General features: G+C 37.6%; 8 protein-coding genes and 2 pseudogenes. All 10 read right to left on the bottom strand.

Annotation, left to right across the window (positions count from 1 at the left end; all coding sequences use genetic code 11):
• Positions 1-143: 143 nt before the first annotated feature.
• The 10 genes and pseudogenes from ACSSV9_RS09385 to ACSSV9_RS09340 all read right to left on the bottom strand — a co-directional run bounded on the left by ACSSV9_RS09385 (position 144) and on the right by ACSSV9_RS09340 (position 17,437).
• Positions 144-2,999: a glycosyl hydrolase 115 family protein gene (locus tag ACSSV9_RS09385; RefSeq protein WP_437346992.1), complete on the bottom strand. Its 2,856-nt coding sequence runs from the start codon at positions 2,997-2,999 to the stop codon at positions 144-146.
• Between the two features lie 91 nt (positions 3,000-3,090).
• Positions 3,091-3,384: a T9SS type A sorting domain-containing protein gene (locus ACSSV9_RS09380; RefSeq protein ID WP_437347127.1), complete on the bottom strand. Its 294-nt coding sequence runs from the start codon at positions 3,382-3,384 to the stop codon at positions 3,091-3,093.
• Between the two features lie 12 nt (positions 3,385-3,396).
• Positions 3,397-4,269, bottom strand: a pseudogene (locus ACSSV9_RS09375) (endo-1,4-beta-xylanase); the annotation flags it as partial.
• 705 nt (positions 4,270-4,974) lie between these two features.
• Positions 4,975-5,385: pseudogene (locus tag ACSSV9_RS09370) on the bottom strand (carbohydrate binding domain-containing protein); the annotation flags it as partial.
• 91 nt (positions 5,386-5,476) lie between these two features.
• On the bottom strand, positions 5,477-7,378 hold the full coding sequence (locus ACSSV9_RS09365) for a T9SS type A sorting domain-containing protein (RefSeq protein WP_437346991.1): 1,902 nt from the start codon (positions 7,376-7,378) through the stop codon (positions 5,477-5,479).
• A gap of 382 nt (positions 7,379-7,760) precedes the next feature.
• Positions 7,761-9,017 (bottom strand): alpha/beta hydrolase family protein, encoded by a 1,257-nt coding sequence (locus ACSSV9_RS09360; RefSeq protein ID WP_437346990.1) that lies wholly within the window; start codon positions 9,015-9,017, stop codon positions 7,761-7,763.
• Between the two features lie 24 nt (positions 9,018-9,041).
• On the bottom strand, positions 9,042-11,309 hold the full coding sequence (locus ACSSV9_RS09355) for a family 43 glycosylhydrolase (protein WP_437346989.1): 2,268 nt from the start codon (positions 11,307-11,309) through the stop codon (positions 9,042-9,044).
• Between the two features lie 23 nt (positions 11,310-11,332).
• Positions 11,333-13,453 carry a family 43 glycosylhydrolase gene (locus ACSSV9_RS09350; RefSeq protein WP_437346988.1) on the bottom strand — a complete coding sequence of 707 codons (2,121 nt, stop codon included), beginning with the start codon at positions 13,451-13,453 and terminating at the stop codon, positions 11,333-11,335.
• 34 nt (positions 13,454-13,487) lie between these two features.
• Positions 13,488-15,419, bottom strand: a complete 1,932-nt coding sequence (locus ACSSV9_RS09345) for a glycoside hydrolase family 127 protein (protein ID WP_437346987.1) — start codon at positions 15,417-15,419, stop codon at positions 13,488-13,490.
• A 23-nt stretch (positions 15,420-15,442) separates the two neighbouring features.
• Positions 15,443-17,437 (bottom strand): GDSL-type esterase/lipase family protein, encoded by a 1,995-nt coding sequence (locus ACSSV9_RS09340; RefSeq protein ID WP_437346986.1) that lies wholly within the window; start codon positions 17,435-17,437, stop codon positions 15,443-15,445.
• Positions 17,438-17,490 lie beyond the last annotated feature (53 nt).

Here is a 17,490-nt window from a genome sequence, read left to right as displayed (position 1 = left end):
AACCGACAATTTATAATCGCTTTTATTTACTCTGGTCTTTTTTAAAAAAAATCGATTTAACACAAACCTCAAACTTACCTCTCCTCTACCCCTCCTAATCCCTTATCCCTATTCCCTATTAACTAATCCCTAATCCCTAATCTCTAATCCCTCCTCCCCATTTCTGGAGGCCCCAAATACGAATAGCCAATTTTACCAGTCTCTAAAACAATTTTTTGAATTACAACGCCCGGATCAATTGCCCATATTTTCAAAACATGTTTTCCGGGTTTATCAACAACGTGTGTAGTTGTTTGTATGTTAATGTTTTCTGCGACCCATTTTTCCCACATTTTAAGATTAATGCCTTTATGCATGTTAATAATAACTGGTGAATTATTGTCTATTGATACTGCTAAACGTAGACCAATACTGTCTTCGGCGTGATGGTCGTTAAAATCGAGTGTCGGTGATAAATAGACATGGACATTAACATTTCCTTTACTGAAGAGATAAATGTCATATTCTAAGTGTGGACTATTTTTTGAGATATTGATGCTCTCAGTAACGGGGAAAAATGTTACAGCTGACGATGTTCTTCCGAGATTTGGAATTGTCACCCATTTAATATTTCCCGATTCAATTTTACGTGAATAATCATGAGCTTTAATTGAAATATAATTATTGGTTTCGATAAAATTATTGTCGCAATCAAATGATTCAGGATTTTTAACCACTACTTTCAATGAACAAACTTCATTACCAGGTCCTAAAACTTTAATAAAATATGTATTAATTCCCTTTTTTACTTTTTGCCAGTCTACTGAAATCCATAACCGATTTTCTGTTTCGATAGTAGCTGTTTTGTTTTCGATGATAAAAATATCGTCGGCTATAATTTCATAATCAAACGGTTTATTACCTCTGTTAAAAATTTCAAAATAATGTTTCTGTTTGTAGAACGATTCGAAAGGTGGTAATTCGAGTGTTTTTGAGTTCGGATAAAAATCTTCGGAACCTTCAACAGCGACACCCATTTCAGAGATATGAGGATTATCGATTATTTCATATTTAGGAATAACATTTTTTTCTGGTTGCTGCCAGTAAGTATATCCAATGTGTGTCTGCGACATCATGTGGTTCCACTTTCCATCTGCAATTTGAGTATGATAGTATTCTGTTATTAATGAATCTCTTTCGAAAAGTTCTCTAACTTTTTGAGCCATTTGATTTGTCAATATTCTCTTTTGTTTTGCATACAAACGATTCTTTGCTGCAAAGTAGTAAAGTTCATAAAGATTTGAAGAAGCTTCAACTGGGTGAAGCACAAGTTGATAATATGCGTCGTGATATTCGGCAGGTAATTTTTCATAAATTAATTTAGCGTTTTCATAAAGGATTTTATAGTCGTCGACAACGGTTTCAAATTCTCTGAAATTAACGAGGCTATACGTTTCAGGTGATAATAATTCGGGTTTTCTGCGTGAATTGTACTTTGTATATTTATTCAGAATGTCGGCAATGTCGCCTGCGAATTCTTCGCCGAACTTTTCTTTAGCCCACTGGTAAGAATAAAGGCCGAGTTTTTCAAGTGGAATAAAATCGGGGTTCCATGCGTAATCGAGGAAAAATTCAATCGGGAATTCCATCGGTTTAATATCGCCGACGTTTACTACCCAGATTTTTCTTGCGCCGTATTCAAATGCCAGATGCATCTGTTCCCAAACGCGTTCTATCTGGTTGGTGTTAATCCATTTATAGTTTCTTGGACCACCAACGTAATCGTAGTGATAATAGATTCCGTAGCCTCCTTTCCGCTGTTTTTCATTCAGGTCAGGCAATTTTCTAATATTTCCCCAGTTGTCGTCGCAAAGCAATAAAGTTACATCATCGGGTACACGCATTCCTTTATCGTAGTAGTCTTGCACTTCTTTATATAGAGCCCATACCTGCGGAACTTCTTCAGCTTTTTTACCTGTAACCTCTTCAATAATATTTCTCTGGTCTTTGACAATTCTTTCAAGTAAGGCAATATTAGCTTCCTGGCTCATCGGTTCATCGCCGTCGCCGCGCATTCCAATTGTGATAATGCTTTCATATCCGTTCATTCTTTTAATTCCTTCACGCCAGAATTCTCTCAACACACTATCGTTCTTAGTATAGTTCCACGGACCTTTACCATAACGTGCCCATTCGACGTGAGCTCTCATCATCGGTTCATGATGCGAAGTACTGATTACAATACCATATTCATCTGCCAACTTGTGGTTTAACGAGTCGTCATCAAAAAATGATTTACCCCACATTGCAGGCCACAAAAAATTTCCTTTTAATCGGAGGATCAATTCAAAAACGTGTTGATAAAATTGATGGTTGAAACCTCCAAATTTTTCATAAGCCCAGCCAGTTAAAGCAGGAGCTTCATCGTTTATGAAAATTCCCCGGTATTGAACTGCAGGTTCTCCCATTGTGTATTTAACAGGCTTGACGTATAGGGCTTGTTTTTTCTTGACAGGTACGTCTGCCCACCAATACCACGGCGATACCCCAATTTTCTCTGATAAATCGTAAATTCCAAATATCGTTCCCCTTTTATCGCTTCCAATTATAAGCAAAGCTTTTTTAACACCCGGAAGTATCTCTTCAGCTGTCTGTATATAAAACTGCTCCCATTTCCCTTCGAGATCCTTTAGGTCAATTTTATTGTGCTCAATTAACTTTTTAATCAAGCTGCTTTTATTAAGAGTTCCAACGATGATGGCAAAATCTGTTGGAGGATATTTACTATCATAGATTTCTGGTTTAGTGTTAGTAACAGATTTTATATCAATACTAAGTTGCTTGATAACTCTTATTACGCCTGGATAATCTTCGTTGCTGTAGAAAATTGGTGCGGCTTTCCCGTTTTCTGCAATAGTAAAAGCAGTTCCTTCTTTTTCCGTTGTTATAAAATTCTGGCTATAAATAATACCATTTTGAAAGAGCAGAAAACTTATAACCAAAGCAATTATTTTTTTCATGTTAGACCTATCACTATTCAGGCGTAATCAGTTATTTCAAAAAAAAGGGTTGGTTCACAGATCCACTGCAAACCAACCCCGCGTAATAATTTTATTTCATTAACAACATCTGTTTTGTTTCTGAATAATTCCCGGCTTCAAGACGATAGAAATAGACACCGCTCGAAAGATCAGAGGCATCGAAAGTAACAGTGTAAGAACCTGGATTTTGGATTCCATGTACCAGAGTCTTTACTTCGCGCCCCAGTACATCATAAACTTTCAAGGATACATTTACGGTTTTCGAGAGTGAATAATTAATTTTCGTCGTGGGATTGAATGGATTAGGATAATTGTTCGATAAGTAAAAATCTTTTGGCAAATCGTCCGTCTTTTCAACCGACACTACGACGGTATCAAGATAATTCCGCAACCAGGTCAGAGCGGGTCTTTCATAACCATTGGCATCTACAAGATAAGCCTTTTGATCATTACGCCATAGACCGGGTCGCCAACCCCAGAGAGTGATACCTTCAACTGCCGGATGTTCCCAGAAAACAGGAAAGATTCTTTGATAGTCCTGCAATTGTTTTTCGTCAGTTAATCCGTCAATGTCAAGTTCCGTTACTTGAATTTTCAATCCAGTAGACGCAAGCGAGTCGAGGTTCTTTTTAATAACAGAAACTGCAGTATTCAAGGAGAATGCGTGTCCCTGAACACCGATAACGTCGATCAAATTTTCTGCCTGCAGTAATCGGATCAATTTGAGATATGCGCTTGTGTTTGTAGAACTGTTCACAATATTATAATCGTTAATCATCAGTTTTGTTTTGGCCGGGAATATTTCGCGAGCCATCTTAAAAGCATTGATTACCCAGTCCCATCCAGTTGAGCCTCCACCTCCCAGAGCATCTCTGTATTGTGCTGGAGCATGTCCTGGTAAAGGTTCGTTTACAACCTGTAAATAGTCGATATCAGGATATCTGTCAGCAACTGCCTGGAACCATTCGCGAATTTCTTCGAGTTGTTCGGCTGGTTGAAGATTATTAATCCATGACGGCTGTTGATTGCCCCAAATCAAAACGTGATAAATAAATACAAAGCCATTATCTTTTGCCAGTTTGTAAGCGGCATCAAGTTCGTTCCAATTCATTTGGTCGCGTGATGATTCTACACTACCCCATTTGCCTCCGTTTTCAGGAATGACAGAATTCCAGTAAGCTTCAAAATTCGGGGCCTGAGCAGCACTGTACGCCGAGCCCAAAAATTTTGGTTGCTTGGAAGCAATTGGAGGACCAGCCCACACCTCGCCAGGCAATTTATCCGAGCCAGGCGTTTTGTTTTCGAGGTTATCTACTGTGAAATAAAGATACGACTTTCCAAATGCAATTTTATCGATATCAAGACCATCCTCGCGTGCTGCTATTTGAAATATACGGGTAAGTGTATCTCCTTCAACTTTAAAGACTACAGGCGCTTCACCAAAATTATTATGCGATAAATTTACCCATTTCCACACTCCGTCGCCCAATCCACCTGGATCTTTTACGATATTATCAGGTTCATTAAAACCTGCTACCTGTAACCCATTACCCAGTACCCAATCGTCGTCATTAAGTGTATCTTTAATTCCGAATCCGTTTCCATAAAAAAAGCTATCGTCGTTATATTGATTTGCACCGACACGTACTTTTGCAAATAAATCATACGATCCGGTATCAACAAATGTAACTTCGAATGTAATAACTTTTGATGCACTACCAGGATTGGTGCTGTTAATGAAAGTAGTTTTTGGCGTAACATATGTAATATCGCCATCTTGATGAATTTCCAGGTCGCTGCCTAACTGAGCATTTTCAACTTCAAGCACAATCGGCTTTAACGGTGATGGTAAATCATTCTTATTAATAATTGTTAAATTGTCGATGTAAATTGTATTACCTGTATTTCCAGCTTTGTTAAAATGGATCGGAGCACGGATTATAGTTTGATTGTCCGTTATAGTAAATTCCATTGTGAATTCCTGCCATTCAGTAGTTAATCGGGCAGGTCTGATAGCACCATATTCACTATACGAGTAATTGCCAACGGTAAAATTCGCTTCGGCTCCACTCGTTTCTGCTTTTGCCCAGATTGAATAGATATATGTTTCTCCCGGTTCAACAGGGATGCTATCTGCTACAAGTTGAATGTCCCAGTCATTTTGTCCGAGACTATTAATTACTACCTTAAAAGCATGATTCCCATGCTTGACAGGATTATCAACTATTGCAAAATCGGGAGGTGTTGTAACCGAAGTTCCAACACTCAACACCCAGCCTTCGATATTTCCGGTAATTGGTCCGACCGGGGTATTTTCGAAACTTCCATTAGTTACCAATTGACCTTTTATGATTGACGGGCTCATTACAAAAACTGCAACGATTAACCACGTCATAATACTATAGATTTTCACCTTCATACATTGCCTCCTTAATTTATTAATAAATATTGATCAATTAGTTTGATATAAATGTTGTTATACTTTTCGGCTCCATCTTAAAAATAAATCGCCCATTTAATACTTCTATTGTATTACCTGCCTTACAATTTATAGTTTCTGAAGTAGTGTATGGTATAAATGAGGTTACAGAAATAGGTACTCTAAACACATTTTCTTTATATTCATCGGCATTATTAATTGCCACAATAATTAGCTTTTGAGTATCAGGGTCAATATATGCAGTTGCATATGTACTACTAACTATAGGTGCTATATCGCTCTGAATTCTGTAATAACCTGGACGAATAAAACGAGCGTACTGAGACATAATAAATCCTTTTTTAGTAACGTCTCCTTTTCTTCCGCTACTATATTCACCATCACTTATGAAACTATAAAAACGCACTAAATACCAGTAGATATAAGCGCTCATACCGCTCTTCATTACGTCGTTAATTTCTTTTGCAAGGGGAAAAGCCAGCTTCCAGGAGGTTGGATTTACTGTGCTATCGCTATAAGTTAAATGTTCTGTCATCCAGATTTCTTTCTGTTTTTCTTCTGCCAGAGGATAAGGTGCAAGACCTCCGCCGTAGATATGTCCTGCAACAATATCGAGGTTAGCACATGCAAGCGAATCCATCAGAATTGGATCAGATAGTACATGTCTGAATTGATACGATTCCGGCGCCATTACTTTTGTTCCAATTGCCGGTGCATTTTCTCTAAGGAATTTAATCATTTGCTCTGCATTCCAATCACACGACTCGTAATTTACAGTTATATCCGGTTCATTCTGTACAGAAACAGCATAAATTGGCACTCCCTGTAAAGCCATGTATCCAACAAAGGATTTTAAATGTTGAGCATAATCATCGTATGAATCTTCTCTTAATTCGCCACCGACAAGGTTATTGTTTGTTTTCATTGATGCTGGAGGACTCCAGGGCGAGGCGACAATTTTAACACCCATTTCGTGTGCTTTTTTTGCAGTAGGTACATTAGTACCCCACATATTTTCTTGAGGTTGAATACGTATTCTTAAGATTGACAATCCAAGTTGACCATCTTCTGTACCAAATGCAGTTTTTATTTCTGAATCGGTCATATCGGGTCGCCACTGCACAATATTGGCAGCTCCGAAGCCTCTGATTATCTGATGTTTAATTTCTGGATTAATTGAAACCGTAGGGAGATATGAGACATAAAAATTAATTGTAGTATCATTACTTAAGGCAACTATGCCATACTCATTTTCAATTACATAAGGCATTGTATTGAAATCGTTACTTATACGGACGAAATATTCATTACTCATAAGCGAAGCCGAATTCTTATTCAGTTTCTCGAAAGAAAAATTGCCCTGCAACGGTACCAGTGTACTTCCGTTTTGATTAAAGATCATCTTTTTAACCTGCGATTCGCCGCCTGCCTCCAATTTATAGAAATAGATACCGCTGGCGACTTTCTGACCGATTCCGTTTGTGCCATCCCAGATGATACTGTGTGTACCGACGGTTTGACGCCCAACATTAAATTTTCGCACCACTCTACCGAGCACATCATAGATGGTAACTGTTACATCGTTTTCATTATGCAATCCATAAGGGATAGCAGTACTTGACGAAAACGGATTTGGATAACTCTGTCCCAGTGTAAAACTTGAAGGAATAGTAAAATCATCCTGAACTGATGTTAAAATATCAATTCTGTAATTACCATTATCATCCGATAGAGTTGAAAACTGAATGGTTGTATCGGACTTATTGATAAAAGTAATTTTTGCTTGTTTTACGGGAAAACGTGAGGCTGTTATTTTGCCATTTACCGTTATTGATTGAGCAAAAGAAGTAGAAAAGAATAAAGTTAAGAAAAATATAAACAGATATAATTTGTACGAAGAAAAACAAGTCCTTATCATGAAACTACCTTCTAATGATTATGAATGATTTTTATTTCTCTTAAATGTTTTAACTATAATTGAATCGTTTCAATATTCTTAAGTAAGTTACATAATTTGGATAAATATTTAAAACAAAATCGTACATTTTTTATTATCTGATGAATGGTAGTTTGGTAACTTTCAAACAATCATCTGATCTTAAATCACAAAAGTAATCATCCGATGAAAGCTCGGCATTAGTGGATACTAATTCGTATTTCCCATGATATTGTATACAGACAAAAGAGTCTTAACTTCCTCATCTATTATATTTTAAAGCTAATAAAGCCTCCTGCGTACACTTATTATTCATTTTTCAGGATTAAATAGCTCTGGATAATTTCTATAGTTCACAATATTGTCAATTATTTTTTTCATTGCCATCAGAAGCAGGAACATATTTTAATTGAGGCGTACTCCATGTAATCCATTTTGAAAGGTCTATATTATACGGCGTTGTTTGAATATTCGTATTTACAGTAGAATCACCCAGAAGAAATTTATCGATGAAAGCTTCTATTTCAGGTATTTGAGAAGATGGGACAGTACAATGCTGATGCCCGCTTACAATAGAAAATCCAAATCTATCGGGGACACCAAGCGCTTTCCAGACCTCGCGCGCAGCCAGAGAAGCTACATGCCCCGATTCATCAGCGAGCCATTCGTAATCAGGATTTCCCGTTACGAAAAGAGCATGCGGAGCAATCATAGCCACCAGTTCGTGGTGGTCGTAAGGAAGTTTTGTTACACAATAATTAAATTGATTCAAACTCTGCAAATACCAGGGAGCTCCCTGTGCATTTCTCAAAGTTTCTCTTGAACCTGAAAGAGTTTCGGTAACACGCCAGGCAGTATAGCCACCCCCACCTGATTCCTGAGATATTGTCAATGCTATTCGCTCGTCGAACGCTGCAGAAAAGAGAGCAATTTTACCTGCAAAAGAGCAGCCTGTAATTGCCAGTCGCGACAGGTCAATTTTCAAATCAGGAATCTTTTCCAGACCGTCAATTATACGACTAACTCCCCATGCCCATGCAGTAAAAAATCCAACTTCTGGGTCAGGAAATAATTTATAAAATCCACCTGTGCCACGTTTAACATCAAAACCCCACGGTGCTATTTCACTGAAATTATATTGTACCGTTGCAATATTTCGACTTGTAAAAATAGACGGAGGCAGACTCCCTGTACCGCCCCAAAATCCTACACCTATTACTGCAGGGAAAGGACCTTCACCTTCTGGTATTGTAATTCGTGAAGTTAGAACAAGTGTATCACCATTTTCGATTATTGTTACTGTTAACAAACTATCCTCATATTTTGCATACAAAGAATCTGGTGGTGGTGGCTTAATTCCAGTTTCGTAATACTGGATTTCTCTCCCTATTTCACAACGCCTACATTTCCAGTCCTGTATAGTTTTAATTCGGCCTAGCGTTGTATCCGACCACATAAATGGATCGGGTAAAGATTTTATTACAGGCAATTCATTAATTGAAGGTAATTGTGGGACAGGACAATCAAGGCAGCTATTTTCAACTTTATATGAAATTGGTAATTGTTGAGCACGACTGATACCAAAAAGACTAATTAGAAAAACAAGAATGTACTTTTTCATTTTTCCTGCCCCTGCAATTATTACTTATTTCGATAATATTAATTTTATTGCCCTGCTTCCAAGGTTGTTGGTTACCTGACAGAAATATATACCTGAGGCAACTTCGTTGTTATTTTTATCCTTTCCATTCCACTCAATTGTATGTGTTCCTGCCTGATGGTACTTATTATTTGCAAGTACTGCTATCTCTTTACCCATTAAATCAAATATCTTTATCGTCACTTCACTATTTACTGGTATAGTGTATTTAATAGTTGTAGATGGATTAAAAGGATTCGGATAATTTTGATATAGTTCAAATGTAGCTGGTTTACTTCTATTTGATTTATCATTCATTGATGTGGGAGTTGAGTTTGTAATAAACCGTAGAGATTTTAATCTGAAGAGTTCTTGATTTTCATTTCCTTTAAAAATCAAAAAAAGATCGTGCATTCCACTAAATTCTTCAAGAACATTTGTTTTGAATTCCTTATATGAAGACCAGCTACCAGTATTCACAATTTCACATTCTGCTATTTTAGTGCCGTTAAGTGAATCGATAACAACTTCAATTTTACCACCCGACGTGTTTGAAGAAGCCACTATTATTAGTGAATCCGGTTTTTTAGGATAATCGTTATTTCCAAATTCTACGCCAGCATACATTGCCCAATCATTATTATGAATACTATTGAGTGTATTGCTTACGGTAGAAGGGGTTGTGCCGTATTGGTCTGCGGGATTTAAAGCCGATATTTCAGTATAAGCATCTCTATAAATATAGAGATCAAAAAAGGCTGGGCTACCAATTGTATAGAGACCCTGATAATTGCCTGTAAAGTTATTGAACTGCGTTACCTCTTTATCAATTTCTGACGCATCAATTTCATTACCTACCTGAAACCAGTAAAAGCCATCACTGCTGTAGTAACCCGACATTTTGTGTTCATTTCTAACTAATTTAAGCCAGAGAGTAGAGCCTATTGTATTTTCAACCTGATAAATTGTGTTCTTAAAGCTAAATGAAATAACTTTATTACCATTTTGATCTAATGTCGAACATAGTTTTACTTGATGAGTTTCGGGACCATTAATTATCCACAAGCCTGCTTCGTCTGAAGTGGATTCGGGTTCAAAATCGACGCGTGTAATTAATGAATAACTATGTTCACCGTCATTTTTAATTACAGTATTTCTTCCACCTTTATTAATGTTTACGAGTTTCAGCCAGCCTGGTCTTTCTGTGAGTGAATAAGTATTATCCGGTGTATAGCCAAGAAACGACCATTCAGGATGAAGCTTAACTGAATTGAAATTATCTGAATGAGGGACTGCCCAGGGGATGCCATTGCTTGGCAGGTTAGGAGCCACAGCTGCACTGCTGGATGGTCTTAGAATTTTTGGAAAATCATTTTCGTCGTAAACTACCTGGCATAACAAACCCTGACGACCCTGTGCATACCAATTACTACTATGATAGCTATGAGCAATAACCCAGCTTGTACCATCATCTAATTTTACTGCAGGAGAAATATGATTTGGCGTAGTAAAAAGTGTACTGCTACCTGTAAATATGTTTGTTCCAATTATTGTCCATTTTGATTTATCGTCTGTTAAGGTATCACTTCGCATTACATATTGACTGCCGACTAAATGTTGTGCAAAGCTATAATAATAATAACCATTATGTTTCCACATCACGGGCCCTTCAGCCCAACCATAAGGATATGATGGAGCTGGATTAAGCCATGTCAGGTTATATACTTTCCCTGTCGGTTGTCCATCGTCACCAAGTTCGACAATATGATTATTAGGCTGACCTGCTTTTGTTAGTAAGTACCATTTACCGGTATCTTCATCGATAAAAATTGAATTGTCAACGCCCAGTCCTGCTGGCATACTTGATGGTACTCTCATTCGAGTAGGTGTGCTCCAGGGTCCTTCCGGTTTATCTGCTGTTACAAAATACATACTACCCCCGCCACGTCCAAAGAAATGCCAGTATTTTCCTTTGTAATAGACCATATGTCCGCCCCAGATTCCACCGCCGGGGCTATTTCCATATTCTGTCCATGATGGGGAGACGGGTTGTGCAATTACTTCCCAATGCACTAAGTCAGTTGAATGGTATATCTTCGGTGTTGGATTAAATGACGACCCTGAGGTATAAAAGTCTTTTCCGACTTTTGTTAATGTAGGATCTGGGTGGTCACCAGGGATAACAGGATTCATGTAAGTCTTTTGTTGAGTTATCTGGGCGAAACTGAAACTGCAAAAAAGAAAAACAAAAAGAATTATAGTTATTTTTTTCATTTCCCCCTCCAATTATTGAAAATTTATTTCACTTCAATCCAGGTGAAACATTCGCCTCCTTTACGATCAGGTCTCGCTCCTTTTGAATTTGCAGAGCAAAGACTTCCGGCATACGGTGCAGCGTACAAATACTTATGAGTATATAAAGACATAAGCATTATATCTCCTTTTAACATATCGACCCATTGGAAAACAGAGGCTAAGCCCTGCTCTTCTTTTTCAATACGCACCTCTGCCATATCTCCATAATTTTTTACAGTAACAAATCCACCCGATTCAACTGATTGCAAAGCAATACGACCATTGCCTCTGTCGAGTAGGCGAAATAATGCTTTGTTGCCCTGGCTCAACTTACTATCAAAAGGTACAGGTCTTAAAAAATTTTTCCAGTTAACCAGGACAGTGCTATCAGCTATGGAAATCAATTTAATAATTTTGTTGTATGGAATTGGTTTGGTCAAACCTTTACAACGAGGTTCAATTATTTCAAAGCTATCAAAATCTGCGTAGCCCCCTTCTTTACCCTCAATATTAAAATTGAATAGAGCATACCTTACTCCCTGGAAAGTTTTTAATTGATATGGTAAAATTATTTTATCCTCAATGGTTATGTAGTCCCTGCCATTTAAGCTATAACTTAGATAAGCAAAATCATCGTCAAAGTTACAGTAAGCCCTCAACCATACTGTATTAGAATCTAACGGTAGCGACCACTTTTCGTTCTTTTGCTGATTATAATACTGAAGTAAATTTCCTTCTTTTGTTTTAACAACTCCAATCCATGCATACGGTAAGTTAAGCAGAGCAAGGCCAGCATTATCACCAATTTCAAGATTAGTAAATTCCATCTTTGTAATTGCATACGATTCAGGACCAATTGCTCGCTGTGTTAAAGAATTTCGAGCATGCCAGAATGACTCCGCTGGTAAAGAGTGTAGGCGTAAGAATCCTTTTCTTTCATTTAAAGACCATTTGCTATTATTCGGTAGATGATTCCATTGCCATACATTTTTTAATTGAGGACCGCTAAAATCGTCATCCCTTTCAAATGGCGAAGTTGGAACTGAAGAAGATACGGTTTTGGGTTTAATCCAGACTCGGGGTGAGCGTTTCAAGTTTCCCGGCAGTCCCATATAAGGCCAGCCATCTTTCCATGTTACAGGACTTAGCACAGTAACTCGTCCTAAAGAATTATAATCCATCATCGAGAAGCCCCACCATTCGCCTTTATCAGTTTCAACAATGCCACCTTGATGCATTGGAATGCAACCGATGTAATTTTCATCATACTTCACAAGATTAAAAGGCGGTCCATTCTGTGTGTCCCACAAACGCCAGGTTGTCCCGACACCCATATTTTCTTCCGAACTAATTACATTGATTTCGTATGGACCATAAGGATTGTCAGCTCTTGCACATACATGATAGCAAGTTGGATCCCAGTTTGTAATTGTTATATAATATTTCCCATTAATTTTATAAAAGTGGCTTCCTTCGCCGGCTCCGCTTCCAGCAGGAATAATTACTTTTTCTGTACCTGGAACTAAATCGGTCAAATCCTCATTCAATTCGGCCAATTTAATTTCATCATAACCCCATACTACATAGACTTTACCGTCATCATCGAATAAAACAGATAAATCATGCAGCGACACGTTCATTTGAAAATGTTCCCACGGACCGGCAGGATTGACTGCCTTAAATACTTGTGTATTATAACGATTTACATTGCTAAAAATATAAAACACACCATTGTTATATCTTAAACACGGCGCCCAGAAGCCCTGACCGTATATCTCTTTTCCGTTTTCCATTCTAAATTCTGGACCCAAATCGAGTTGTTCGCATGCGTAACTTAAAAGCTCCCAGTTAATTAAATCTTTCGAATGAAGTACGGGTAAACCTGGCATTGCATGCATTGTTGTACCTGTCATATAATAATCACTCCCTACACGAATTAAGTCGGGGTCCGAAAATTCTTCGTAAAAAATTGGATTTGTAAATGTTCCATTTCCATTATCGGCATGCCAGGTACAACTCGTCGAGTCGTTCTGCCGTGGAATAACTACCTGTGAATTCAATATACTATTAACTGTGAAAAATAGTATAAGTGTCGATAGATTTATTAAATTGATTGTTCTCAAGTTCTGCCTCGAAAAAATTCTCTTATTGATTTTATTATTGCAGTGGCAACCATACCTTCATTTTTCCGACCCCCCTGTTAGACCAGAGATAGTATGGAATCATCTTAATTTGAATGTCCCCTTTTTCTATTATAACGATCGGCACTCTTTCCGATAATACATTATCTTCCTTAATAGTAATCTTTGCATCTCTACTAATAAAAATATCATTTATATTTTCATTGTCGATTTCTTCGGCGCAATAAACAAAAGGACCCAGCTCAAGAGCTACTTTATTTTGGTCTTCCTTTACATTTTCGTTAGCCAAAACCTTTTTTACTTCTTCTGGCAGTATTAATTCTACAGTGTCACCTTTCTGCCAAAGTCTATTAACAACAGCGTATCCTCTGTCTAATATCAAATTTTGTTTTTTGCCGTTTACAAGTAAAGTGATTGATGAATTCTGATTATCGAGATAACGATACAAATTGCCAGGTAAAGGTGTGTTTTTCGACCATCCGGGTATTCTAATTTTTAAAGTAAATTGTGTGGCATTGTGCGGTTCAATATTGATTGTAATTTTATAATCTAAAGGGTAAGAAGTCTTTTGCACTAAATTAACATCAGCGTTTTTCAATTTTATTTCTGCCCTGCTATCGACAAACAGATTTACAAATAAAGTGTCGTTATCATAAGAATAGACCAAACCAGGCAATGAAGGGATAAAGCGAATTAGATTTGTGGGACAACACGAACAATCGAACCACGGTTGGCGGGTACAGGCGCCCATATTAAATTTAAATTCTCCGTCTGATTCCAGAGGATTTGGATAGAAAAAATTTTTACCGTCGAGAGAAATTCCGGAAATCAATCCATTGTAAAGCGTTCGTTCAATGACGTCAAAAAATTTTGTATCACCTGTCATTCTGAATAATCTGTAATTCCAGTAAACGCTTCCAATCGAAGCGCAGGTTTCGCAGTAAGCTGTCAGATTGGGTAATTCATAATCTTCACCGAAAGATTCTCCTTCATGACGCGAACCAAGCCCACCTGTTAGATAAGTCTTTTTATTAACTACGTTATCCCATAATGTAAATACAGCATTTTTATAGGCTTCGTCATTAAGTAAGGCTGCAATATCAGTCATTGCAGCATACATATAAAGAGCACGCACTGCATGACCTACTGCCTCTTTTTGCTCGTAAACAGGTTTGTGGTCCTGAGCATATTCTCCGTAAAGTTTATGCGTGGAAGAATCTCCTCGGACATCCAGAAAAAACTTTGCTAATTTCATATATTCTTCGTTACCGGTAATCTGATAGAGCTTGATCAACCCGGTTTCCACAATTTGATGACCTGGTGGTGTTCTTAGTTTATTTGGTCCAAAATTCTCAACGAGCAGGTTGGCATTTTTAATTGCTATATCGAGGAAATTTCTTTTGCCGGTTGCATAGTAGTGAGCAGCAGCTGCCTCGAATAGATGACCGCTGTTGTAAAGTTCATGGCTGCTTTCGAGATGTTCCCACCTTCGACTGGATGGTTTGACCCACCATGCCGGTGGCTTTTGAGGATTAATTGTAAACCAGGTGGTTATATAGCCGTCTTCTTCCTGACCCGTTTTGATAATTGCAATTACTGAATCGATGTACGCCTCTAACTCACTATTCGGATTACTAACCAATGAATAAGCGGCACCTTCAATAATTTTGTATAAGTCGGTGTCGTCAAACGGCATTTTACCACGATATTCACCTTTCTTTTTCCCTCCAGCAACGAGGAAATTATCCATTCGACCTTCTTCCTCGCATTTTTTGAAAGCATATTTGATTGTGGTTTCCTGAATTGTTTTGATTTTTGGCAACCAGAAGTTATCCGTCAATCTAACGTTGCGGATATCGACTGGATTAATCCTGTAAGCATTCCGCTCAATTTTATTTTGCGGAAATATCATTGCGGTGAAAAGTAAAATGTTAATAATTAGTTTCATTAATTACTCCCCTGAAGTAATTGCTATTTCATCAAAACAATTTTTTTAGAGTCGGTATTTTTTCCGACGTGTAATTTACAAATATAGATTCCGCTCGATAACTTATTTGCGTCGAAGTCAACTGCATATTCTCCCGCTTGCTTATAACCTTCAACAAGGGTAACAATTTCTTTTCCTAACAAATCATAAATTTTTAACGATACCTCGTTGGCTTTATTAATCTTAAAAGTTATCCTTGTTCGTGGATTAAAGGGATTTGGATAGTTTTGTTGAAGAATAAATCCCACATTTTTTTCGAATGAATCTTTTATATCAGTAGTGCTGCATAAATTGATGGCAGAATCGCCTTTGCCTATTGGGAAGAACTCCACGTTCGATAAGACCAACTTATCCAAGGCTGCACCGTCTTCTCTATATGAAATTTTGATAAAATGTTCTCCTTTCTGCAATTGATAATTATCCAGTAATTTCCATTCCCACCCGCTTGAAGTAAGTCCATTGTACATTCGAAAATCAGTGTCGTCAATTCCTATCCAGAACGAATCGTCGTTATATGTGGCGCAATTGACACGTGCCATCAGATAATATAGACCTGTCGAATCGATAGTAAAAGCAAGAGTAATAACATCATCTTCTCCAGATGGTGCCTGATTTAAACTCTGGAGTCCGTTTTTAATCGTAACATATTTATTATTTGATGCTTCATTGTCAGTAATAATTTGCCAGTTACTTCCTCCTGTTCCACATTCGGGCTCAAGAAAAATCGAATGTAATTCTGTATCTATAGTAACAGGTTCTGTTCTGGTAAAGAGAGATAAATCGACAGCTTCTGCCATCATCCTGTGACCGGTTTCATTAGGATGAAGATGATCGCCCGTATCGGCTTCGGGTAAAAGGCTTAATGTATCCTCTGGATTTCTCAGTGCTTTGTCCATGTCGATGACTGCGTCGAAGTATCCACTATTTCGGATCCAGTCGTTAACTTTTTGTCTTGCTGATTCGCGCAATTCAGAATAGTAAGAATGACCTTTCATTGGTAAAAGCGTTGCTCCATAGACGTAAATCCCTTTAGAGTGGGCATTAAAAATCATCTGCTTGTAGGCCTCGATTAAATCGTCTGCCACCTCAATGCTATTAGAGCCCCCAATATCATTAATTCCTTCAAGAATAATTAACCATCTTACTCCATTCTGATTGAGCACGTCCCTTTCAAATCTACTAAGTGCTGTTGGTCCAAGACCAAGTTTTAATACGCGATTACCACCAATGCCAGCATTCAACACAGCTACATGTTGAGTAGCTTGATTGTTCTGCAGTCGTTTGGAAAGTTCATCTGGCCAGCGATTTTGTTTGTTCGTACCGGAACCACGGCCATCTGTAATTGAATTTCCAAGTATAACTACAGCAAAAGCTGAATCGGAAGTTAGAACATCAATCGTATTTATTACATACCAGTGGTCAGTTGTAATTGCATTTGTAAAATCCTCTTTATCGACGTTATTACCCGTTAGAATATATGACGTTGTTCGGGAACCTGGATGTCCGGTAATATCAGACGGCGTATTTCCGAAATAAATTGTAATGGCTAAGTCAGTCAATGGCATCAAATTAAATTCAAGTGGATCAGATGTAATAGCCGCACTGGCTGGAATTATAACTTCAGGTTTACCGTTAAAAGTAAGAGATTTATCTGTCGATTTATCAATTACACCATTTCCTTTTGATACTGCAATGTGAACAGCGTTAATTGTGATGGGCGATTTACTAAATTCGTTGGATAGACGTAATCTCAATATATTACCACCAATAGAAACTCTAACGATTTGTCGAATAGTATTATTACTCAATCCAGGCGGAACAGGAGGATTGTTTTGAGGTTCAACCAGTTGTGGCGAAGTCGTCCACGTACCAACCCATTTCTGATTTTCAGTTTGCCCGTTAATTACCATACTTGAAATAAGAATTAGCAAAATGTAATACTTCTTCACAATGAAAAGAATATTAAATGAATTCTTCATCTGATTTTTTCCTTTTGTATGTTATTTAACACAATTTATTCGATTGCTAATAC

It is taken from the genome of Melioribacter sulfuriphilus (assembly GCF_051488685.1).
GTDB lineage: Bacteria > Bacteroidota > Ignavibacteria > Ignavibacteriales > Melioribacteraceae > Melioribacter.
This window is presented reverse-complemented; position numbering and strand designations above follow the sequence as displayed.